This window comes from Mycobacterium gallinarum (assembly GCF_010726765.1).
In the GTDB taxonomy this organism is placed as follows: domain Bacteria; phylum Actinomycetota; class Actinomycetes; order Mycobacteriales; family Mycobacteriaceae; genus Mycobacterium; species Mycobacterium gallinarum.
Genome location: NZ_AP022601.1, coordinates 3,615,615 through 3,637,603, shown reverse-complemented (window position 1 = coordinate 3,637,603; position 21,989 = coordinate 3,615,615). Strand labels below are relative to the sequence as shown.

Annotated in this window: 22 protein-coding genes; 13 read left to right on the top strand and 9 right to left on the bottom strand. The window is 65.6% G+C overall.

The window, feature by feature from the left end; genetic code table 11:
- Nucleotides 1-44: 44 nt before the first annotated feature.
- Nucleotides 45-1,157 carry a phosphoserine transaminase gene (serC, locus tag G6N42_RS17705; RefSeq protein WP_163730786.1) on the bottom strand — a complete coding sequence of 371 codons (1,113 nt, stop codon included), beginning with the start codon at nucleotides 1,155-1,157 and terminating at the stop codon, nucleotides 45-47.
- A 180-nt stretch (nucleotides 1,158-1,337) separates the two neighbouring features.
- On the opposite strand from serC, the gene G6N42_RS17700 reads away from it, so the two are divergent.
- A complete protein-coding gene (locus tag G6N42_RS17700) occupies nucleotides 1,338-1,793 on the top strand; it encodes a CAP domain-containing protein (RefSeq protein ID WP_232076181.1) in 456 nt (151 codons plus the stop codon).
- A 6-nt stretch (nucleotides 1,794-1,799) separates the two neighbouring features.
- On the opposite strand, the gene map is transcribed toward G6N42_RS17700, so the two are convergent.
- On the bottom strand, nucleotides 1,800-2,564 hold the full coding sequence (map, locus tag G6N42_RS17695; protein WP_163730783.1) for a type I methionyl aminopeptidase: 765 nt from the start codon (nucleotides 2,562-2,564) through the stop codon (nucleotides 1,800-1,802).
- 133 nt (nucleotides 2,565-2,697) lie between these two features.
- Here map and G6N42_RS17690 point away from each other — a divergent pair, with 133 nt between their 5' ends.
- The 5 genes from G6N42_RS17690 to G6N42_RS17670 all read left to right on the top strand — a co-directional run bounded on the left by G6N42_RS17690 (nucleotide 2,698) and on the right by G6N42_RS17670 (nucleotide 8,289).
- Nucleotides 2,698-3,726 carry an AurF N-oxygenase family protein gene (locus G6N42_RS17690; protein ID WP_163730781.1) on the top strand — a complete coding sequence of 343 codons (1,029 nt, stop codon included), beginning with the start codon at nucleotides 2,698-2,700 and terminating at the stop codon, nucleotides 3,724-3,726.
- Between the two features lie 7 nt (nucleotides 3,727-3,733).
- Nucleotides 3,734-5,425, top strand: a complete 1,692-nt coding sequence (locus G6N42_RS17685; protein ID WP_163730779.1) for an FAD-dependent oxidoreductase — start codon at nucleotides 3,734-3,736, stop codon at nucleotides 5,423-5,425.
- A 72-nt stretch (nucleotides 5,426-5,497) separates the two neighbouring features.
- Nucleotides 5,498-6,781, top strand: coding sequence for an HNH endonuclease signature motif containing protein (locus G6N42_RS17680; protein ID WP_163730777.1), 1,284 nt, complete (start codon nucleotides 5,498-5,500; stop codon nucleotides 6,779-6,781).
- Between the two features lie 240 nt (nucleotides 6,782-7,021).
- Nucleotides 7,022-7,237, top strand: coding sequence for a hypothetical protein (locus G6N42_RS17675; RefSeq protein ID WP_163730775.1), 216 nt, complete (start codon nucleotides 7,022-7,024; stop codon nucleotides 7,235-7,237).
- Nucleotides 7,238-7,350: 113 nt separating this feature from the next.
- The gene (locus G6N42_RS17670; RefSeq protein WP_163730773.1) at nucleotides 7,351-8,289 is read left to right on the top strand and encodes a hypothetical protein; all 939 of its coding nucleotides are present in this window, start codon (nucleotides 7,351-7,353) and stop codon (nucleotides 8,287-8,289) included.
- A 352-nt stretch (nucleotides 8,290-8,641) separates the two neighbouring features.
- Here the strand turns inward: G6N42_RS17670 and G6N42_RS17665 are convergent, their stop codons facing one another.
- A complete protein-coding gene (locus G6N42_RS17665; protein WP_163730771.1) occupies nucleotides 8,642-9,094 on the bottom strand; it encodes a VOC family protein in 453 nt (150 codons plus the stop codon).
- Between the two features lie 84 nt (nucleotides 9,095-9,178).
- Between G6N42_RS17665 and G6N42_RS17660 the strand changes: the two genes are divergently transcribed.
- Nucleotides 9,179-10,756: a glycosyltransferase family 39 protein gene (locus G6N42_RS17660; RefSeq protein WP_163730769.1), complete on the top strand. Its 1,578-nt coding sequence runs from the start codon at nucleotides 9,179-9,181 to the stop codon at nucleotides 10,754-10,756.
- 1 nt (nucleotide 10,757) lies between these two features.
- On the opposite strand, the gene G6N42_RS17655 is transcribed toward G6N42_RS17660, so the two are convergent.
- The 3 genes from G6N42_RS17655 to G6N42_RS17645 form a co-directional block, all read right to left on the bottom strand.
- A complete protein-coding gene (locus tag G6N42_RS17655; protein ID WP_083127926.1) occupies nucleotides 10,758-11,603 on the bottom strand; it encodes a glycoside hydrolase family 16 protein in 846 nt (281 codons plus the stop codon).
- Between the two features lie 85 nt (nucleotides 11,604-11,688).
- Nucleotides 11,689-12,294, bottom strand: coding sequence for a maleylpyruvate isomerase family mycothiol-dependent enzyme (locus G6N42_RS17650; protein WP_434059622.1), 606 nt, complete (start codon nucleotides 12,292-12,294; stop codon nucleotides 11,689-11,691).
- 2 nt (nucleotides 12,295-12,296) lie between these two features.
- On the bottom strand, nucleotides 12,297-13,415 hold the full coding sequence (locus tag G6N42_RS17645) for a citrate synthase 2 (RefSeq protein ID WP_163737720.1): 1,119 nt from the start codon (nucleotides 13,413-13,415) through the stop codon (nucleotides 12,297-12,299).
- A gap of 126 nt (nucleotides 13,416-13,541) precedes the next feature.
- Between G6N42_RS17645 and pdxH the strand changes: the two genes are divergently transcribed.
- The 5 genes from pdxH to G6N42_RS17620 all read left to right on the top strand — a co-directional run bounded on the left by pdxH (nucleotide 13,542) and on the right by G6N42_RS17620 (nucleotide 18,413).
- On the top strand, nucleotides 13,542-14,201 hold the full coding sequence (pdxH, locus tag G6N42_RS17640; RefSeq protein WP_434059621.1) for a pyridoxamine 5'-phosphate oxidase: 660 nt from the start codon (nucleotides 13,542-13,544) through the stop codon (nucleotides 14,199-14,201).
- Between the two features lie 140 nt (nucleotides 14,202-14,341).
- A complete protein-coding gene (locus tag G6N42_RS17635; protein ID WP_163730764.1) occupies nucleotides 14,342-14,992 on the top strand; it encodes a TetR family transcriptional regulator in 651 nt (216 codons plus the stop codon).
- 105 nt (nucleotides 14,993-15,097) lie between these two features.
- Entirely contained in the window at nucleotides 15,098-16,393 is a 1,296-nt protein-coding gene (locus G6N42_RS17630; RefSeq protein WP_163730763.1) for a citrate synthase, read from the top strand.
- Between the two features lie 165 nt (nucleotides 16,394-16,558).
- Nucleotides 16,559-17,995 carry an MFS transporter gene (locus G6N42_RS17625; protein WP_163730760.1) on the top strand — a complete coding sequence of 479 codons (1,437 nt, stop codon included), beginning with the start codon at nucleotides 16,559-16,561 and terminating at the stop codon, nucleotides 17,993-17,995.
- Nucleotides 17,985-18,413: a MarR family winged helix-turn-helix transcriptional regulator gene (locus G6N42_RS17620; protein WP_163730759.1), complete on the top strand. Its 429-nt coding sequence runs from the start codon at nucleotides 17,985-17,987 to the stop codon at nucleotides 18,411-18,413. The genes G6N42_RS17625 and G6N42_RS17620 overlap by 11 nt, the downstream gene beginning before the upstream one ends.
- Before the next feature lie 10 nt (nucleotides 18,414-18,423).
- On the opposite strand, the gene G6N42_RS17615 is transcribed toward G6N42_RS17620, so the two are convergent.
- Nucleotides 18,424-19,986 (bottom strand): phytoene desaturase family protein, encoded by a 1,563-nt coding sequence (locus G6N42_RS17615; protein WP_163737717.1) that lies wholly within the window; start codon nucleotides 19,984-19,986, stop codon nucleotides 18,424-18,426.
- Entirely contained in the window at nucleotides 19,983-20,231 is a 249-nt protein-coding gene (locus G6N42_RS17610) for a DUF2630 family protein (RefSeq protein WP_163730757.1), read from the bottom strand. Before G6N42_RS17610 ends, G6N42_RS17615 begins: the two co-directional genes overlap by 4 nt.
- Before the next feature lie 22 nt (nucleotides 20,232-20,253).
- Here G6N42_RS17610 and G6N42_RS17605 point away from each other — a divergent pair, with 22 nt between their 5' ends.
- A complete protein-coding gene (locus tag G6N42_RS17605) occupies nucleotides 20,254-20,637 on the top strand; it encodes an FKBP-type peptidyl-prolyl cis-trans isomerase (RefSeq protein WP_174262099.1) in 384 nt (127 codons plus the stop codon).
- Nucleotides 20,638-20,647: 10 nt separating this feature from the next.
- On the opposite strand, the gene G6N42_RS17600 is transcribed toward G6N42_RS17605, so the two are convergent.
- Nucleotides 20,648-21,988 (bottom strand): sensor histidine kinase, encoded by a 1,341-nt coding sequence (locus tag G6N42_RS17600; RefSeq protein WP_163730753.1) that lies wholly within the window; start codon nucleotides 21,986-21,988, stop codon nucleotides 20,648-20,650.
- Nucleotide 21,989: the final 1 nt, after the last annotated feature.

Below are 21,989 nucleotides of genomic sequence, written 5' to 3'. Positions count from 1 at the left end.
CCTACTGCGTTATCCGCCTGTTACCAGGTAGACACGCGGGCAGGTCAGAGGCGTTCGACGACCCAATCGATGCACGCGGTCAACGCGCTCACGTCGTCCGGCTCGACGGCCGGGAACATGCCGACGCGCAGCTGGTTGCGACCGAGTTTGCGGTAGGGCTCGGTGTCGACGATGCCGTTGGCTCGAAGTGCCTTCGCGATCGCTGCGGCATCGATCTCGTCTGTGAAATCGACGGTGCCGACGACCTGCGACCGTAGCTCGGGGTCGGCGACGAAGGGCGTGGCCACCTTCGACGCCTCGGCCCAGCTGTACAGCCGCTGCGACGAGTCGGCGGTGCGCTTGACCGCCCAGTCCAGGCCGCCGTTGCCCAGCATCCATTCGAGCTGATCGGCAAACATGATCAGCGTGCCGATCGCCGGGGTGTTGTAGGTCTGGTTTTTGAGGCTGTTCTCGATCGCGATCGGGAGCGACAGAAACTCGGGCACCCAGCGGCCCGACGCCGCGACGGCCTCCACGCGGGCGAGCGCAGCGGGGGAGAGGATCGCGATCCACAGGCCGCCGTCGCTGGCGAAGTTCTTCTGCGGTGCGAAGTAGTAGGCGTCGGCGTCGGCGATGTCGACGGGCAGGCCGCCGGCTGCGGAGGTGGCGTCGATGGCAATCAACGCGCCGTCTGAGCCTTTGGGTCGCTGCACGGGAACCGCTACGCCCGTTGATGTTTCGTTGTGCGCCCACCCGATGAGGTCCACCGACGGATCCGACTGTGGTTTGGGTGCGCTGCCTGCTTCGGCCTTGATGACGACCGGGTCCCCGACGAACGGATTCTTGGCCACCGCCGAGGCGAACTTGCTGCTGAATTCGCCGTAGGTCAGGTGCAGCGAGCGCTTGTCGATCAATCCGAACGCGGCCGCGTCCCAGAACGCGGTGGTGCCGCCGTTGCCGAGGATGACCTCGTAGCCGTCGGGCACCGAAAAGAGTTGACGCAGCCCGTCACGCACTCGACCGACGAGGTTCTTGACCGGCGCCTGCCGGTGTGACGTCCCGAATACGTCGCCCGCTGCGGCGAGGGCCTGCAGCTGTTCGGGGCGCACCTTGGACGGTCCGCAGCCGAAGCGGCCGTCGCGAGGTTTGAGGTCGGCGGGAATCGTGAGGTCGGCCATGGGGACAAGAGTAGTGACCCCCGCTGTGCGCTTTCAGCGGGGAGGGGATGCAGAAAATGCTGAAAAAGTGGGTAAAGAACACACAGTGGAACCAATTTGTATCCATAATGTGATCTGTCGGGGACTGAGCCCATTGGGGGGCACGTGATCAGTCATGGGAAATTTTCGACCCTCATGCCGATGTGTGCTGCGGCGATGGTGGCGTTCGGTTCGATAACCGCTGCGGCGCCGGCGCAGGCCTCCGGAGACGAGGGCGGCGCGGTGCTCAACGAGATCAACGCGACGCGCGCGGCGAGCGGATGCGGTCCGGTGGCGCCCAATCCGCAGCTGACTGCGTCGGCGGCCCGGCACGCCAACGACATGCTCAGGAGCGGAGTTCAGGCGCATACCGGTTCGGACGGCTCCTCTGTCGTCCAGCGCGTCACCGACGCCGGCTATACGTCGTTCGAGGATCTCGGCGAAATCGTGTTCTGGGCCAATGGCCCCGGCGGTTCGCCTGCTGCCGCGGTGAATTGGTGGATGAACAGTCCGGGCCACCGCGCGGTCATCACCGACTGTGACATGACCGATGCGGGATTCTCGGCCGTCAGAAGCGGCAGCATGTTGACAGTGGCTGGCGACTTCGCGAAGAGGTAGCTGTCGCTAGTTGGTCAGGATGCGAGCCCCGTCGGGGGTGACGGCAACGGTGTGCTCGCTGTGCGCGGCACGCGCGCCGGACAAGCTTCGGAGTGTCCACCCGTCGGGGTCGTGGCGGTATTCGTCGGTGCCGTCGCCGATCAACATGGGCTCGATCGCGATGACCAAACCGGGAAGTAACTTCATTCCCTTGCCGGGACGGCCTTCGTTGGGTACGTCCGGGTCCTCGTGCATGGTGCGGCCGATTCCGTGCCCGCCGTGGTCGGCGAGCAGACCGAAGCCCCTCTCATGCACCGTCGTCGAGATCGCATGGCCGACGTCTCCGAGCCTGTTGCCCGGCCGCGCCGCCGCGATGCCCGCCGCGAGCGCGGCGTCGGCGGCCTCGATCAGCGCGGCGTCCCCGTCGCGCGGGGTGCCGACGATGAAGCTGCGCGCCGCATCACCGGTCCAGCCGCGCAGGGTGGCGCCGAAGTCGACCGACACCAGATCGCCGTCGGCGAGTACGTACTCATTGGGGATGCCGTGCACAACGGCGTCGTTGACGCTGACGCACAGCACGCCGGGAAACGGGGTCGGCGCCCACCGCGGGTGGTAGTTCAGGAACGGTGACGACGCGCCGTGCCGCGACAAGACCTCAGCGGCGATGCGGTCCAGGTCCAAGGCGGTCATCCCCGGCTTCGCCTGCTCGATGACCGCGCTCAGCGCCTCGGCCACGACGGCGCCCGCGTCGGCCATCAACTCGATTTCGTCTCGGGTCTTCAGCTCAACCATGTGTGGCCTCCGTCACAAAACTAGGTTCCGGGCCCGGTGTGCCACATGCCGGAAAGGGGTATTCACGGTATGCGATACCTGCGGTACCGTGTTTGACAATCAAGGCTCGTAGACCTCACCGAGGAGGTGTCGAATGGCAGTCAAGGAAGCCCGGACACGCATGGTCCGGCGCTGGCGGCGCAATATGGATGTCACCGATGACACCGCATACGTCGACATGCTCACCACATTGTCCGAGGGGTCGGTGCGACGCAACTTCAATCCGTACACCGACATCGACTGGGACTCGCCGGAGTTCAAGGTCGTCGAGAATGACGAGCGCTGGATCCTGCCGGCGACCGACCCGATAGGAAAGCACCCCTGGTATCAGTCGCAGCCAAAAGAGCGCCAGATCGAGATCGGCATGTGGCGGCAGGCCAACGTCGCGAAGGTCGGTCTGCACTTCGAGTCCATTCTGATCCGCGGGCTCATGGAGTACGCCTTCTGGACGCCCAACGGCTCCCCGGAGTACCGGTACTGCCTGCACGAGGCGGTCGAAGAGTGCAACCACACGATGATGTTCCAGGAGATGGTCAACCGCATCGGTGCCGATGTGCCCGGTATGCCGCGCTTGCTGAAATGGATTCAGCCAACCATCCCGCTCGTCGCGGGGCCGCTGCCGATCCCGTTCTGGTTCGGCATTCTGGCCGGCGAGGAGCCCATCGACCACACCCAGAAGAACGTGCTGCGCGAGGGCAAGACGCTGCATCCGATCATGGAGCGCGTGATGGCCATCCACGTGGCCGAAGAAGCGCGGCACATCTCGTTCGCGCACGAATACCTGCGCAAGCGAGTTCCTGACCTGCCGCGGCGGAAGCGGTTCTGGTTGTCGCTCTATGTTCCGGTCGTGATGCGCGTGCTGTGCTCGGCGATCATCGTGCCGCCGCGGGCGTTCTGGAAGGAATTCGATATCCCGCGGTCGGTCCGCAAGGAGATCTTCTTCAAGTCACCCGAATCGCGGCAGATGCTGCGCGACATGTTCGGCGACGTCCGGATGCTTGCCCACGACACCGGGCTGATGAACCCGCTCGCGAAACTGATCTGGCGGATGTGTCGGATCAGCGGCCGCCCCAGCCGGTATCGCAGTGAGCCTGCCCGCCAGCATCTGGTGTCGGCCGCGTAGGGCACCCATGCCTCACGTGATAACCCAGTCGTGTTGCAGCGACGGGTCCTGTGTCTACGCCTGTCCGGTGAACTGCATCCACCCGTCACCGGACGAGCCGGGCTTCGCCACCGCCGAGATGCTCTACATCGACCCGATCGCGTGCGTCGATTGCGGCGCGTGTGTGTCGGCGTGCCCGGTCGGCGCGATCGCACCCGACACCAAGCTCGAACCCGAGCAGCTGCCGTTCATCGAGCTGAACGCGTCGTTCTATCCCAAACCCGAGGGGAAGCTGCCGCCAACGTCCAAGCTGGCGCCGGTGCTCGAGGCGCCGTTGGTCCGGCCACGCTCCGGTGGACCGTTGACGGTCGCGATCGTCGGCTCGGGGCCGGCGGCCATGTACGCCGCTGACGAACTGCTGACGCAGCGCGGTGTGCGGGTCAACGTCTTCGAGCGGCTGCCGACCCCGTACGGGCTCGTGCGTGCCGGGGTGGCCCCCGACCATCAGAGCACCAAACGGGTGACAGCGCTCTTCGACAAGGTGACGAAGCTGCCGGGCTTCACGTTCTATCTGAACGTCGACGTGGGATCGGATGTCACGCATGCCGATCTGCTGGCTCACCATCACGCCGTGCTCTACGCCGTCGGCGCGCCCAACGATCGCCGCCTCGAGATCGACGGCATGGGCCTGCCCGGCACGGGAACCGCCACCGAGATGGTTGCGTGGATCAACGGCCACCCTGAATTCACTGATCTGCCAGTCGATTTGAACCACGAGCGGGTGGTTGTCATCGGCAACGGCAACGTGGCGTTAGACGTCGCTCGCATCCTGACCACCGACCCCGATGTGCTGGCGCGCACGGACATCTCCGACCACGCGCTGGCCGCGTTGCGCGGCTCGAAGGTCAACGAGGTCGTCGTCGCCGCCCGGCGAGGTCCGGTGTACTCGGCTTTCACACTTCCGGAACTGATCGGGCTGACCTCGGTGTGTGATGTGGTGCTGGACAGCGCAGATCATGATCGGGTCATCAGCGACCTCGCGACGGTCACAGATCCGTTGACGCGCAACAAGCTCGAGATCCTGTCGAAGCTCGGGGATTCTGGATCGTGCGGGCGGCCGCCCGCGCACAGACCCCGCATCCGGTTGGCTTTTGAGTTGACGCCGGTACGCATCCTCGGTGAGCAACGCGCGACGGGAGTCGAGTTCGCGGTGACTGGTACCGACGAGGTTCGCCACATCGACGCCGGTCTTGTGCTGACCTCGATCGGCTACCGCGGCAAGGCGATTCGCGGCCTTCCGTTCGATGACGACGCTGCGGTGGTGCCCAATGACGGCGGCCGGGTCATCGATCCGGCGTCGGGTGAGACCGTGCGCGGCAGCTACGTGGCGGGCTGGATCAAGCGTGGCCCCACCGGCTTCATCGGCACCAACAAATCGTGTGCCGGCGAGACGGTGCACAACCTGGTCGCCGACTACAACGCGGGCTTACTCGCGGATCCGGCGGGCAAGCCGGCCGCACTGGACAAGCTCGTGCGTAGCAGGCGGCCCGACGTGATCGGCGCTGCGGGATGGAAGGCCATCGACGACGCGGAGATCGCGCGCGGCGGCGAGCATCGGCCCCGCGACAAGTTCACGACGGTTGCCGACATGCTCGCCGCGGCGGCCGACGCACCCGCGCGGTCGATGCGGGAGCGTGTGCTCGCTGGCCTACGCCGCTAGGTCCACTAAGCGACGTTGTCGTTAATTTGTTGCGGCCCAGGACTTGTCGGACCCCTCTGTTTTGATGGGGTCATGTCCTCGATCGCCGCCTCCGACGCGGCGGTCGTGCGTCCGAAGGACCGGCTGGAGGTGTTGTTCGGCGAGCTGGGTGAGTTGATGGGTCAGCGCAACGCCATCGACGCGCGCATCGTGGACATCGTGGCCGAGATGGACCACGACAACCTGGTCGGCATGACCGGGTGTCGCTCGCTGTCGGCTTTGGTGGCGTGGAAGACCGGCTCCTCGACCAGAAACGCCGGGAAGATCGCCGCGATTGCGCACCGGGCCCGACAGTTTCCGCTGTGCATGGCGGGCCTGCGCGAAGGCCGGTTGTCGCTGGATCAAGTCGGCATCATCGCCGAGAAAGCCGGCGAGGGTTCTGATGGGCACTACGTGACGTTGGCCGAGGTCGCCACCGTCAGCCAACTCAACACCGCCCTCAAGGCCGAACCACCCCTGCCATCTGAACCCGACCCCTGGCGCGACACCCCACCAGAACGGGAACCCGAGCCGCCGCGGCCCACGATCACCACCATCCACAGCGACGAGCAGACCACCACCTGGACATTCACCCTGTCGCACCTGGACGCCGCAACCTTCGACGCGGCCGTGCAGTCCCATCTGGATGCTGCGGTCGCCGCGTGGAAACGCGACCACGACACCGACACCCTGCCCGCCGCGGTAGCGTCGCCGTTTCCCACCAAGGGTGAGGCGTTCATGAGCCTGGTCGAAGCCGGCTGGGACGCCGACGCTACCCGCCGCCCCCACGGCCAGCACACCACCGTCGTGGTGCACCTCGACATCAAAGAACAGGTGGCTGCCCTGCACCTGGGGCCGTTGCTCACCGACGCCGACCGCCGATACCTCACCTGCGACGCCACCTGTGAGGTGTGGTTCCACCGCAACGGACAACCCCTCGGTGCCGGACGCGCCACGCGCACCATCGGCCGCCGGCTACGCCGCGCCCTAGAACACCGCCACCCCACGTGTGCGGTGCCCGGCTGCGGAGCCACCCGCGGACTGCACGCCCACCACATCCAGCACTGGGAAGACGGCGGCCCCACCGACCTGGACAACCTCGTCCTACTGTGCCCCTACCACCACCGCGCCCACCACCGCGGCGTCATCACCATCACCGGACCCGCCCCCAACATCACCGTCACCGACAGCCATGGCCGAACCCTCAGCCCGGGATCACTCGCCCGCCCACCCACCCGACCCCCACCCGACGCCGCGCCCTACCGCGGACCCACCGGCGAACGCGCCCAATGGAAGTGGTACACCCCCTTCCAACCCACACCACAGAACGACAACTAGGTCTGGCAGTCGAGGCTGAATCATGTTGGCCTAGTGCCGGATCGCGGAGGTCAGCCGATCCTCTGCCTAAAGTTCTGATTCGCACCATTCGGGCATGTCGCGATGCGAGTGGTGAGAAGCGCTGTCCACTCGCTGAGATATCGATCGTCGGGTACTCGCGCCTGCGATCGGCGAAAGGGTGGGGCGAAGCGGGCTCCGAGTATGCCGTCGACACTGAGTGCGGCGAGAGCGGCTGTCCTGGTGGCAAGTGACGGCGCCCAGGCGGCGATCCAGTCGGCGAGTTCAGCGTTCAATCCGTCGATGAGCGCTGCGGATGCGGTGTCAACACGTGCTGATCGGCCCGCAGGTGTGCGTACGGCGATCTGCAGCAGGTCGATTTCCCTGTCAACGATGCGAGCAAGTAACGCCGAGGACGGTGAGTTCCGCTCGGAGACCTCCGAGGTCGGCGAACAGTGACCCGATGTCCTGCATCACGCGACGGCGACCCAAATGACGGTTGATCGCGTCCCGCTAGCGGAGTGTGTTCGAACGGGCTTCCGGATATCAGACTGCGTCTAGCATTCACCGCTATGGCGGTGTTTCCCCTTCAGAACGTTTCAATCTGGTCTGAAGATTACTTGCTGGAAACCTACCCACGCTTGTTACGGCGCTTCTGCCGCCGACCGCTATTCCATGCAGCTTCAGCTGTATTAATCTTGGTGTTAGTATTCGCCATAGCGGGGTCACTATTTGGCGACTTCAGGACGGGCGAACCTGCTAATTTCCCACCAGATCCTGGATTCATCGCTAGCGTAGCTTTTGCATCTACATGTTTCTACTATTACCTCAAGATGCCAACGCATTTCAGTAGTTCCATGAGAACGTTGCGGACCAACGGAATCTTCACTTCTGACGACATCGAGATCAGTGACCGCACGATCGAACTTGCACGAGATCGTCGAATCATCGCGATTCCGTCGATCTCCGCTGCGCTTGCTGGACTCGCGGTCATAGCCACGGGCATCGTCGGTATATCGGGTCCGCCTGAAGTGACCCACTGGTCTCACAGGACGATCATCACGGGCACCCTCGTGGTTTTCAATTGGACGCTGATCTGGCTTGCCTTGTCAGGATTGATCGTGAGCATGGCCGTCGCCGCTGCGGCCCTGAATTCGATCTTCGACAACAACCGGATCGTGGTGCATCGCCTGCATCCCGACAGGGGCGGCGGCTTCAGCCCAGTGGGCGACTTTTCGTTGAAGCTGACCCCGATGGCGATACTTCCCGGGCTCATCATCGGATTCTCCGTCTGGGAATCAATCAATCAAGGGACGTTCCGTTACGACTCTCCGCAATTCATCGTTTCCGCCGCCATTTGCCTCGGAATCATTCCAGCACTGTTCTATCTACCAATTCGCAGTGCACGCAAGGCGATGTTGCGATATCGCGACGGTCTCATCCGAGAGACGTACGAAAGGTACTCCGCCGAGCATCAGTCGAAGCACGAGGCGCAAACGAGGGAGCCTTAAAGAACATCAAGGACTCGGTGGAGCAAATGGATGTTCTCGAGAGGCTCGCGAAACACGAATCGTCATATCCAGTCTGGCCGTTTGGCTATAGATCGCGAGTTGGGGTGTTCCTAAACTCCACGTTTCCGCTCACGTGCACGCTCGCCGGTGTGGTCGTCGACAACATGATCGGAATCTAGCCCCGGCCTCCATGCCGAGTTGAGTCATTAAGAATCGCCTCGGCTTGCAGGTCGAGCGACGGAGGGTATGCGGCGATGATCGCCGTTGATGTCGATGATGGCTGAGCGCAGGGCTTGAGACACCCCGGCGATCCCAGGGGTTCACAGACGCTGCCCTGCGCTCGCCCGAGCCGTTACTGGCTCTGCTTCATCGCCGCTTCGATCTCCTCCATGCTGACCTCGCGCATCGGCTGGCCCATCGACCACAGATGGCCGAACGGATCGCGCACGACGCCGTACCGGTCGCCCCAGAACGCGTCCTCCAGCGGGTGCACCACCGTGGCGCCGGCGTCTATGGCCTGCTGGAATTTGGTGTCGACCTCGGTGACCGTCAGGTGAATGGTCACCGGGCTGCCGCCGAGCGCCTTGGGGGTCGTCGACTTGCCCTCGGTCATCTCAGGGAAGTCGTCGTTGAGCATCACCGTGGAACCGTTGATGTTCAATGCGGCGTGAACGAGCTTGCCGTCGGGGCCCGGAACTCGGCCGTACTCCTGGGCGCCGAAGGCCTTGACGTAGAAGTCGATGGCCGCCGCAGCATCGTCGACGACGAGGTGGGGGGATACGGCGGGCTGGACGTCGATTGCCATGAGCAGTCTCCTAGAGAGTTGAATTTCCCGTGCGGGCAACGAGTACGACTCGGCCTGCGAGCCAAACTCATCGCGCCGGTCCTCATGCAAGCACCGAGCACCGACAAGTGCTTCTGGCAACATAGCGGCGTGCCTGGCCAGGAAGTCCCGACGAAGTCGAGGGTGGCGGTATTCGATCCCCTCGTCGTCGGGGTGTTCGCCGCCGCGCTCAGCATCGTCGGCGCCGGCCGCCCGTCCTTCTGGTACGACGAGGCGGCGACGATCTCGGCTTCGTACAGCCGCTCGCTGGGTCAGCTGTGGCACATGATGGGCAACGTCGACGCTGTCCACGGGCTGTATTACGTGCTCATGCACGGCTGGTTCACGATCTTCCCGCCGACAGAGTTCTGGTCGCGCGTGCCCAGCGGTCTGGCCGTCGGCGGTGCGGCGGCGGGCGTCGTGGTGCTGGGCAGACAGTTCTCGTCGCGCACTGTCGCACTGAGCGCCGGTGTCCTGTGTGCGATCCTGCCGCGCGTGACATGGGCGGGTATCGAGGCCCGTCCGTACGCGCTGACGATGCTGGCCGCCGTGTGGTCGACTGTTCTGCTGGTCCACGGTGTGCGCCGCAACAACGACTGGATCTGGCTCTGCTACGCGGCGGCCATGGCGGCGTCGATTCTGCTCGACGTGTACCTCGCGCTGATGTTCCTGCCACACGCCGTCTTCCTTTGCTTTCATCGTCCGGCCCGGACCGTCGTCGTGCGGTTCGCCGTCACCATGGTGTGCACGTGTCTGGCAGTGGCGCCGTTCGTGCGGCTGGCCGTCGGTCAGGCGCACCAGATCATCTGGATCTCACCGGTGGGCAGCCGGACCGTCGAAGACGTGGCCGTTCAGCAGTACTTCGAGAGAAGTCCGTTGTTCCTGATCGTCTCCTGCTGTGTCGTCGTCGCGGCGATCGTCTTGTGGCGCTTCACGTCTGCGAAACTTTCCGGGCCGGATCGTCAGCTGTTGGCCATGGCGATCGCATGGCTGGTGGTCCCCACCGCGTTGATCCTCGGCTGGTCGGCTCTGGTAAATCCGATCTACACACCGCGGTATCTGTGCTTCACCGCACCGGCGATGGCACTCGTGCTGGGGGTGTGCGTTGGCGCGTTGGCGGTCCGGCCGTGGGTAGTCGCCGTCGTGCTGGTCGTCTTCGCGGCTGCGGCAGCACCTAATTATCTTCTGGTGCAACGCAGTTCGTATGCGAAGTACGGAATGGACTACAGTCAGGTCGCCGACCTCATCGAAGCGAAGTCCCAGGGAGAGCCGGGTGAGTGCCTGCTGGTGAACGACACCGTGACCTTCATGCCCGCGCCGATGCGTCCCCTGCTCGCGGCCCGCCCCGACGCCTACGACAAAGTCGTCGACATCAGCCTGTGGCAGACGGCGGTCGAACGCGACGACGTCTTCGACACCAACCTCATACCGGAAGCGTCGGTAGGTCCCCTGAACGTCTGCCGCGTGCTGTGGATCATCACGCAGGCCGACCCGACACGGCCTGCCTCCGAACAGAATCCGGCGATGGAGCCGGGCCCGCTATTCGGCGGCACCCCGGCCTTCGCCATGACGCGTGAAACCGGCTACCGGCTGGTGGAACGCTGGCAGTTCAACCTGGTTCAGGTCATCAAAGCGCAACGATGAGTTACCAGACGCGGAGATAGTCGACGAGCATGGACGCCGGGAACACACCCGCGGCCGGGTTGCCGCCACCGGGCCCACCGACCGCGAGGGTGAACATCGGCTGCATCCAGTAGCCGGGAATGCTGAAGGGCCACCTGAGGTCACCGGGCCGGCCCGACACGGGGATCGGGTTGGGCGGCACATGGAAGTACGGTTCGGCACCATCGACGTAATCCCGCCAGAACGTGAAACCGTCCTCGCCCCAGTGCATTCGCCAGGTGTGCCAGGCGGTGTCGACCATGCCTGGGATCGACTTGCCCTCCCAGGTCTTGCCGTTGGACGCCGCGTGCACCGTGGTGCCCGGCGGCCATTGGTTGTTGCCGTACCACTCGAAGACGTCGACCTCACCGTCGGGCAGCGGGTCCTCGTTGACGGCCCAGAACGCCGGCCAGCAGCCGGGGGTCAGGCAGTCGAGCTTGATCCGCGCTTCCCACGTCTGGTTGATCATGCCGCGCCAGATACCGCGCAGCTTGGCGCCGTAGTAGGTGCCCATCTCGTTGGTGGCCATCATCACCAGATTGGAGTTGCCGTCCTGGAAGATGTTGCGGCGATCGTTGCGGTAGATGCCCTGGACCGGCGGGTAGACCTCGTCCTGCCAGGTCTGGATCAACCACTTGGCCGGGTCGGGCGCCGATCCGGCCGGACCGTCGAACTCGTCGTGGAAGATGTAGGTTCCCGGGTCGGCAGTCGGCGGCTGCGTCGGTAGCGGCGCGCGCTTCATCGGGCTTGCCTGGGCTTGGGCGACGGGGATCGTGGCTGCCAACACGCCAAGACCCGCCATCATCGTCATCATGTTGCGGCGATCCATCTGGTGCACCCGCTCACCCTAGAAGGAAGTTGACAGGTTTAGGTTCATTTCCGGGTCGCACGTGTTGTATCTAACCTTTGCCGGCTCACACCACGGAGAACGACGGCGGCAACGCGGAGCGACCCGTCAGCGCCATTAGCAGCGACTCCCCGCGGCCGGTCGCAATGGCCGTTCGCGTCGCGATGTCTAGCGCCTCGGCGAGTATGTCCTCGGACAACTGGAACGAAATGTCGACCGCCCTGGCGATATCCACCCCGTGTACAGCCAGTTCGAATACCCGGGTCGGCAAGTACGTGCGCAGCCGAATCCCCAGGCCGCCAATGATCTTGATCAACGGATCGCCGTCGATCTCTGTGAGCGCGCCAAGCACTTCTGAGACCAACGCGTCGACGGCGGTCGCCGGATCTTCGCCGAGATCCCGGCCCGCCTGCCTGCCGCGCTCGGCGACATCGGTCGGATCGATGCCCAGCGCGGACGGTGTCACCCGCACGTAGTACTCCTGCGGAGTCGCGACGTCCTCCCGGTCCGCGGTGGTCTGCAGGTAGCTGAGCACGGTGGTCAGCGAGCGCGACGTGTGACCCACCAGCGCGCGGACGTCCCAGTCGCCCAGTCCGGGCTGGCCCCACGCGCCGGCCGGAATCTCGCGCACCAGCGCGGCGAGACTCGTCGCCGCCGCACGATAGGTCTCGATCGTCACGACCGGGCGACTTGGTCCCAACCCTCGACGGACTCCGGGCTGCGGGGGCCGGGGCCGACGTAGATCGCGGCCGGGCGCACGAGCTTGCCGAGACGCATCTGTTCGAGGATGTGGGCACACCAGCCGGCGGTGCGACCGCAGGTGAACATCGCGGGCATCATCTGGGTCGGTACTCCGGCGAAGTCCAGGATCACCGCTGCCCAGAATTCGACGTTGGTTTCGATCGCGCGGTCGGGACGGCGTTCACGTAGCTCGGCGAGTGCGGCCTGCTCCAGCGCCGACGCGACCTCGAAGCGGGGCGCCCCCAACCGCTTGGCGGTGGCCCGCAGCACCCGCGCCCGCGGGTCCTCGGCGCGGTAGACGCGGTGGCCGAAGCCCATCAGCTTTTCCTTGCGGTCGAGGATGCCCTTGACGACCGTGCGCGCATCGTCGGTCTTCTCGACTTCCTCGATCATCGGCAGCACGCGGGCCGGGGCACCGCCGTGCAGCGGTCCGCTCATCGCGCCGATGGCTCCGGACAACGCCGCCGCGACGTCGGCACCGGTCGATGCGATCACGCGGGCGGTGAACGTGGACGCGTTCATGCCGTGCTCGGCGGCCGACACCCAGTAGGCGTCGATCGCCTCGACGTGCTTGGGATCGGGCTCACCCTGCCAGCGGGTCATGAATCGCGCTGTCACGGTGGAACATTCGTCGACGACCCGCTGTGGGACCGCGGGTCGGTAGATGCCACGTGCGGACTGTGCGACGTAGGACAGGGCCATCACCGACGCGCGGGCCAGTTGGTCGCGCGCAGTTTCTTCGTCGATGTCGAGCAGCGGCGCATATCCCCAGATCGGGGCGAGCATCGCCAGGCCGGCCTGCACGTCGACGCGGACATCACCGCTGTGAATCGGCAGCGGGAACGGTTCGGCGGGCGGCAGGCCGCGGCCGAACTTGCCGTCGACCAGCAGCGCCCACACATCGCCGAAGGTGACGTGCTGGCTGACCAGATCGTCGATGTCGACGCCGCGATAGCGCAGCGCGCCGCCATCCTTGTCCGGTTCGGCGATCTCGGTGGTGAAGGCGACCACGCCCTCGAGTCCGGGTACGAAATCCTCAGGAACCGTCGACACCGTAGTCATGGGCAAAATTCTCGCACCCGCTCCTGCGCCTTTTACTACCGGTCGGTAATGGGTCGGCGAACCGCGCAGGCGTAGCGTGAGCGCGTGGAACCTCGCGACGACGACCATCTGGCGAGAATGCGGGTCGAGTACGGCTCGGTGGAGAAAGACGGCAGCGGCGACCTCGACGCGGATTGGCTCGCCGACGGCTGGGTTGCGCTGCTGCACAAGTGGTTAGCCGACGCCGAACGCGCAGGGGTGGCCGAGCCCAACGCGATGGTGGTGGGCACCGTCGACGCGCGCGGACGCCCGTCCACCCGCTCGGTGCTCTGCAAGAGTGTCGACGCCGACGGCATCACCTTCTTCACCAACTACGACTCCGCCAAAGGTGAAGACCTGGCCCGGACGCCGTACGCATCGGCGACGTTCCCGTGGTACCTGCTCGGGCGCCAGGTCCACGTCCGGGGACTGGTGAGCAAGGTTTCCGCCGAACAGACCGCGGACTACTGGTCCAAGCGCCCGCGGGGTTCGCAGCTGGGCGCCTGGGCGTCGCACCAGTCCGCGCCGATCGCCTCGCGTGCCGCGCTACTCGAACAGCTGGCCGAGGTGACCCAGCGGTTCGCTGATCTCGACGCGGTGCCGGTGCCGCCGAATTGGGGCGGGTACCTCATCTCTCCCGAGGTGGTGGAGTTCTGGCAGGGCCGGGAGAACAGGGTGCACAACAGGATTCGTGTCGTCACCGATGCCGAGCTGCCAGCGAGCATGCACAACAGCCGCATCGAGCGGTTACAGCCGTAACTGCTCGGCCGAATTCCCCGCTCACGGGGGCGCATCTCTGCCGACATCGATGGCACCAAACCGTGACCTAGGGGGCCAATTGTCGGAGGGTGCCACTTTTCTCAGCGGCCTCTTACCTTGGCTGGCTAGCATCCGAGTTCGTGTCTGATCTCAGCGGGGAGGCAACCCTCGGGCTGCGGGAACGCAAAAAGCAACGCACCCGTGCCACCCTCATCGACGCTGCGGTCGACCTGTGCGAACGCCAGGGGTTCGATCGCACCACCGTCGACCAGATCGCCGCCATCGCCGACGTCTCGCCGCGCACCTTCAGCCGGTACTTCGCCACCAAGGACGCGATTGCGCTGGCCCTCATCGATGAGGTGCTGGAGAAGACGGCCGTCGAACTGGCCCGCCAACCGCTCGACGTCAACCATTTCGAGGCGCTGCTGAACGCCTACCTCGCGATGGCCAACGCGTCTAAGGTCGCGCCGGCCGGCGAGCTGTCGGCGGACCGGGTGATGTGCATCGTGCGGATCATCTTGTCGTCGTCGGCCTTGCGGCAGTCCGCACTGGAGTACCGCGGGAACGCCATCGACGCGGAACTCGCCCGGCGGATGGGACTGGCCATCGGCGATCGCGCGCCACGGCTGGTCTCCGCGGTGTGGGGTTCGATGCTCATGACCGCGCTGACCGGTCTGGCCGCAGGCGGCCGGGACGGTACCCAGCTGACGATCGACGACGTGGCCACCTATCTGGAAGACACATTTGCCGAGTTCACCGGCCTCGTGACGGGCAATCGGCAGCCGGTCTGACCGTCTGGCGGCCCCCCCTCGGGCGGGATCGTTGGAATGGGACTACCTTTTGAGGGACAGACACGACATGTTCTCGATATTCCTTGCAACGTAGAAGGGATCCCCGTGGCCGAAAAAGACGAGCATGCCACCCTCAACTACCCCGGTGGCGAGCTTGAATTGGACGTCGTCAAGGCCACCGAGGGCTCCGACGGCATAGCCCTGGGTTCGCTGCTGGCCAAGACCGGCTACACCACCTACGACGACGGCTTCGTCAATACCGCCTCGACCAAGAGCGCCATCACCTACATCGACGGCGACGCCGGGATCCTGCGTTATCGCGGTTATCCGATCGACCAGCTCGCGGAGAAGTCGAACTTCATCGAGGTCAGCTACCTGCTGATCTACGGTGAGCTGCCGACCCCGGATCAGCTCGAGGCGTTCACCACGCAGATTCAGCGGCACACCCTGCTGCACGAGGACCTCAAGCGGTTCTTCGACGGCTTCCCGCGCAACGCACACCCGATGCCGGTGCTGTCCAGCGCGGCGAATGCGCTGAGCGCTTACTACCAGGACTCCCTGGATCCGTTCGACGACGAGCAGGTCGAGCTGTCGACGATCCGGTTACTGGCCAAGATGCCGACGATCGCGGCGTACGCGTACAAGAAGTCGGTCGGCCAGCCGTTCCTCTACCCGGACAACTCGATGAGCCTCGTCGAGAACTTCCTGCGGATGACGTTCGGTCTGCCGGCCGAGCCATATGAGGTCGACCCGGAACTGGTCCGCGCTCTCGACATGCTCTTCATCCTGCACGCCGACCACGAGCAGAACTGCTCGACGTCGACGGTGCGGCTGGTCGGCTCGTCGCAGGCCAACCTCTTCACCTCGATCTCCGGCGGCATCAATGCGCTCTGGGGTCCGCTGCACGGCGGTGCGAACCAGGCCGTGTTGGAGATGCTGGAGAAGATCCGTGTCGGCGACGACGACGTGCAGACCTTCGTCAAGAAGGTCAAGAACAAGGAAGACAACGTCAAGCTGATGGGCTTCGGCCATCGGGTCTACAAGAACTACGATCCGCGGGCGCGCATCGTCAAGGAACAGGCCGACAAGATTCTCGGCAAGCTCGGCGGCGACGACGAACTGCTCGACATCGCCAAGGAACTCGAAGAGTTCGCGCTCACCGACGACTTCTTCATCGAGCGCAAGCTGTATCCGAATGTCGACTTCTACACCGGCGTGATCTACCGGGCGATGGGCTTCCCAACCCGGATGTTCACCGTGCTCTTCGCGTTGGGCAGGCTGCCGGGATGGATCGCGCACTGGCGCGAGATGCACGACGAGGGCGGCGGCAAGATCGGCCGTCCGCGCCAGATCTACACCGGGTACACCGAGCGCGACTACGTCGACACCGGCTCACGCTAAGCCCCCCCGCGTCTGCCGAACGTGGGTTACCCGCACGCTTCGGGCGGCCGGAGCGTGTCACAACTCCACACTCGGCGTCGTAACGCATTTCACTCGCGGTAGGGCTTGCCATCGCAACAGTTGTAGTTTCACAATAGTTGTGTGAATGAAACTGTCGTCCGATCAATGAGCAGTCGGCGCAAGGCCATCATCTTGGTGTCCTGCTGCCTGAGCCTGCTGATCGTGTCGATGGATGCGACGATCGTCAACGTCGCCATTCCGAACATTCGCAAGGATCTCGGCGCCACGGCCTCGCAGCTGCAGTGGGTCATCGACATCTACACGCTGGTGCTGGCGTCGCTGCTGCTGCTCGCGGGCGCGGCGGCGGACCGGTTCGGCCGTCGCCGCACCTTCCAGATCGGGCTGACGGTGTTCGCGATCGGCTCCCTGCTGTGCAGCCTCGCGCCCAACATCGAGACGTTGATCGCCGCGCGATTCTTGCAAGCCGTCGGCGGTTCGATGATGAACCCGGTCGCCATGTCGATCATCACCCAGGTGTTCACCGGCCGCGTCGAGCGCGCCCGCGCCATCGGTGTGTGGGGCGGTGTCGTCGGCATCTCGATGGCGTTGGGCCCGATCGTCGGCGGGGCGCTCATCGAGTTCTCCAGCTGGCGTTCGGTGTTCTGGATCAACCTGCCGATCTGTGCGCTCGCGATCCTGCTCACCGCGATCTTCGTGCCCGAGTCCAAGTCGGTCACCATGCGCGACGTCGACCCGATCGGTCAGGGCCTCGGCATGGCCTTCCTGTTCGGCATCGTCTTCGTCCTCATCGAAGGACCGAACTTCGGCTGGGGCGACGCCCGCACCATCGTCGTGGCCATCGTCGCGGCTGCCGCCCTGGTCGCCTTCCTCCTCTTCGAGTCCCGACGCCACGACCCGTTCATCGATCTCCGCTTCTTCCGCAGCATTCCGTTCGCGTCCGCGACCGTGATAGCGGTGTGCGCCTTCGCCGCGTGGGGCGCCTTCCTGTTCATGATGTCGCTGTACCTGCAGGACGAGCGCGGCTTCTCGGCCATGGAGACCGGGTTGATCTATCTGCCGGTAGCCATTGGCGCGCTGGTGTTTTCACCACTGTCCGGCCGGATGGTCGGACGATGGGGGAGCCGGCCGTCGATCGTCATCGCGGGCGTGCTGATCACCGCGTCGACGGTGCTGCTCACCTCGCTGAACGCGACGACGCCCGTGTGGCAGCTACTGGTGATCTTCGCGGTGTTCGGCATCGGCTTCTCGATGGTCAACGCCCCGATCACGAATGCTGCCGTCAGTGGCATGCCGACCGACCGGGCCGGCGCGGCATCGGCCGTCGCGAGTACCAGCCGCCAGGTCGGCGTCAGTCTCGGTGTGGCGGTGTGCGGTTCGATCGCCGGGTCGGCGCTGGCGACGGCGGGCGCGGACTTCGCCGTGGCGGCGCGACCGCTGTGGGTCATCTGCGCGGTGCTCGGGGTGACGATCGTCGCGCTCGGCGTGTACTCGACCTCACCGCGCGCAGTGCGTTCGGCCGAGCGACTCGCGCCTCTGATCGTCGGAACCGAAGCCCAGCGGGAGGTCGCTGATGTCCGATAACCCATTGGCCGACGAGGTCTGGCGCACCATGGCCGAGGTCGTGATCGACAACCGCGACTCGTGGAAGCGAGCGGTGGTCGAACGATCGGGCCTGCCGTTCAGCAGGATTCGCATCCTCAAGCGATTGGGGCGGCGCTCGATGTCGGTCAAGGAGTTGGCGCATGCGGCAACCATCGACGCGCCTGCGGCGACCGTGGCGATCAACGACCTCGAGGGTCGCGGACTCGTCGTGCGCGAGATCGATCCGGCGAACCGACGCTGCAAGATCGTGTCACTCACCGAAGACGGCCGCGCGATGCTTCGCGTGATCGACGCGACCGAGGACCCGGCACCCGAGGCGCTGGCATCACTCGACGACGCCGAACTCCAGTCGCTGCATGCGATTTTGGCGCGCTTACAGTCGCTCAGCGGTCGCTAGCGCACCGAAATCACATTTCCAGCACGGCCATCGCGGCGTTGTGTCCGCCGACGCCCGACACCGCGCCACCTCGGCGCGACCCCGAGCCGCACAACAGAATACGGTCATGCGCGGTCGCCACACCCCAGCGCTGCGCCGGGGTGTCCAGCGGCTCGTCGTCCTCGACGAACGGCCACGACAACGCGCCGTGGAAGATGTTGCCCGCCGTCATGCCGAGCGAGTGCTCCAGGTCGGCTGTCGTCTTCGCCTCGATGCACAGCCGTCCGGCGGAATCCTGCATCAGCACATCTTGAATGGGTTCGGCCAGAACGGAGTTCAGCGAGTTGAGCACCGCCGAGGTCAAAGTATCCCGCATCCGGTCGGGATCGCCGGCGGACACCAACGAATGCGGGGTGTGCAGACCGAAGACCGTCAACGTGTGCGCGCCAGAGGCGCGAAGGCTGTCGGACAGGATTGTCGGATCGGTCAGCGAGTGACAGTAGATTTCGCACGGTAGCGGGTCGGGCACAACGCCGTGATCCGCCCGCGTGTAGGCCCTGTCGAGTTGGCGGTAGGTCTCGTTGATGTGGAACGTCCCGCCGAAAGCCTGTTCCGGCGAGACGGTTTGGTCGTGCAGCCGCGGTAGTCTCTGCAGCATCAGGTTGACCTTCACCTGCGCGCCTGGTGCTTGCGTGGGTGCGGTTTCGCCCAGCAGCGTGGCGAGCACGGTCGGCGTGACGTTCGAAAGGATGTGTCCCGCGTGGACGCGGTGGTCGCGGCCGTCCCGACGGTAGCGCACCTCCCCGTCGGGGCTGATCGCGTAAACCTCGGCATCACATATGATTTCGGCGCCGTATCCGGTGGCTGCGGCGGCCAGTGCACCGCTGACCGCGCCCATACCGCCGATCGGGACGTCCCAGTCGCCGGTGCCACCGCCGAGCAGGTGGTACAGGAAGCAGATGTTCTGGCTCAGCGCGGGATCGTTGAGGCGGGCGAATGTGCCGATCAGTGCATCGGTGGCCATCACGCCGCGCACGAGGTCGTTCGACACGGCGGCGGTGATGGCCTGTCCGATCGGCTCGTCGACCATCAGGTGCCACGCCACGTCGTCGCCGACGTGCTTGCGCGCCTGGTCGCGGGTGCTCAGCGGTCGCAGCAGCGTCGGCCACATGCGCGACGTCAGTGCGCGACAGCGTTGGTAGAACTCTTCGAAACCTGCCTCGTCCGACGCCGCGCCCACCGCGCCGAATGTCGACGGCGGCCCGATCAGCAACCCGGTCCGCCCGCCCGCTTCCGGATCAGGTGTGTACGACGAATAACGGCGGCGCACCAGCCGAACCCGGGCGCCCAAGTCCTCGACGATGCGCCGCGGCAGCAGGCTCACCAGATACGAGTAGCGCGACAGCCGGGCGTCCACACCCTCGAAGGCGTGTGCAGACACCGCCGCGCCGCCGACGTGGTCGAGCCGCTCCAGCACCTGTACCCGTCGACCGGCGCGGGCGAGGTAGGCCGCAGCCACCAGCCCGTTGTGCCCGCCGCCGACGATGACGACGTCGGATGTCGCCGACCTCGCGGCTCCGGTGTCGGAGGTCAGTTGAGGTAACCCTCGACCTCGTCGGGCGGACGGACGCTCGCCGCCCCCGGATCGCCGCCGGTCTCACGAAGTGCGCGGCGCTGGCGCAGCAGATCCCAGCACTGGTCCAACTGCACCTCCAGGGCGCGTAGACGGTCATGCTCCTCGGACTCGTCGATCTCGCGGTGCTGCAGTTGCGCGCGCAGCTCCTTCTCCTCGGCAACGAGCTGGTTCACCTGATCGAGAATGTCTTGGTCCTTCGCCATTGCTTCAGTGTGCCCGACTACGGTGAATACGGTGACTTCCAATTCAGGACAGAAGCCCGAGATCGAGTTCATCGACGGTCCCCCTCCGACCGAACTGGTCATCAAGGATCTGGTGGTCGGCGACGGTGCCGAGGCGGTGCCCGGTGGCAACGTCGAGGTGCACTACGTCGGCGTCGAGTTCGACACCGGCGAGGAGTTCGACAGTTCGTGGGCGCGTAACGAGTCGATCGAATTCCCGCTGCGTGGCCTGATCCAGGGCTGGAAAGACGGCATCCCTGGCATGAAGGTCGGCGGCAGGCGCCAACTCGTCATCCCGCCGGAGCAGGCCTACGGACCCGCGGGCGGCGGGCACCGGCTGTCCGGCAAGACGTTGATCTTTGTTATCGACCTACTGGCAACCCGATAGAGGGGGCGCGTCAGCTCGGGCCGGGCAGTCTCAGCAACAGCCGGGCGCCGCCGAGCGGACTCTCCTCGAGAGCGGCTGTGCCGCCGTGCAATTCGGCCTGCTGCGCGACCAGCGCCAGCCCCAGCCCCGAGCCTGAGTGCGACGCTGTCGAACCGCGGGAGAACCGGTCGAACACGAGCTTGCGTTCCTCTTCGGGGACGCCGACGCCGTCGTCGTCGATCGCGATCTCCACACCGGCGCGCGAACTGACCGCCGACAGCTGCACACGGGATGCACCCCCGTGTTTGACGGCGTTGGCGATCGCGTTGTCCACCGCCAGCCGCAGCCCGGCGGGCAGCCCGACGATGATCACGGTCGGCGCGGGCACCAGCGACACGTCCAGCTCCGGGTACACGCGCATCGCGTCGTGAGCGGCGCGGTCCAGCAACTCGGTGATGTCGACGGTCACGTGGTCGTCCGCCGTCGACAGCTCACCCTGGGCCAGCCTCTCCAGTGCCCCGAGCGTGGCCTCGATGCGTGACTGCGTGCGGATGACGTCGTTGACGACTTCCTTGCGCTGTTCCTCGGGCAGATCCAACGTGGCCAGCACCTCGAGATTGGTCCGCATCGCGGTCAGCGGTGTCCGTAGTTCGTGCGCCGACACCGACGCGAAGTCGCGGGCCGACGTCAACGCCGCCTTGGTCTTGTCCTGTTCGTTCCACACGCGTTCGACCAGTCCCTGCACCGCCTCGGCGATCTCGACGGCCTCGGTGGCGCCGGCGACGTCGATGTCGGGATCCTCGTCGCCCGCGTCGATCTGCCGGGTCTGCTGGGCCAGTCGTTTGAACGGGCGCACGGCGAACGCGGCGAGCACCCACCCGCCCACGGTCGCGGCGCCGATCGCCAGGGTGCAGATGATGATCACCCGGCGATGCAGGTTGTTGATGTCGGCGATGGTCCCTTCGTAGGTCGCGCCCACGGCCACCGACATCGGTTCGGGCAGGCGGATGTCGACGGTGCGGACGCGGTAGCGCACGCCGTCGATGTACGTGTCGGCGTAGCCCGGCTCCAGCTCCGGCAAGACGATGTCGGAGTTCGACGTGACCTGACCGTCCTTGCGGACGGTGATGATGGCGTCCTGATCGTTCGGCGACTTCGGGATCTCGTCGAGCCCGCGGGGGACGAACGGGATCGCGAAGCCGGCCGCCTCGTCCAGCCTGCGGTCCAGCCGCTCGTTCCACGCGTCGGTGATGCCGAACCAGACCACGGTGCCCGCGATGACGACGACGATCGCGCCGGCGATGGCGCTGGTGAACGCCACCCGCTGTCGAAGTGAGGGGGTCCGCCGGAAGACGCGCGTCAGAATGCTCATC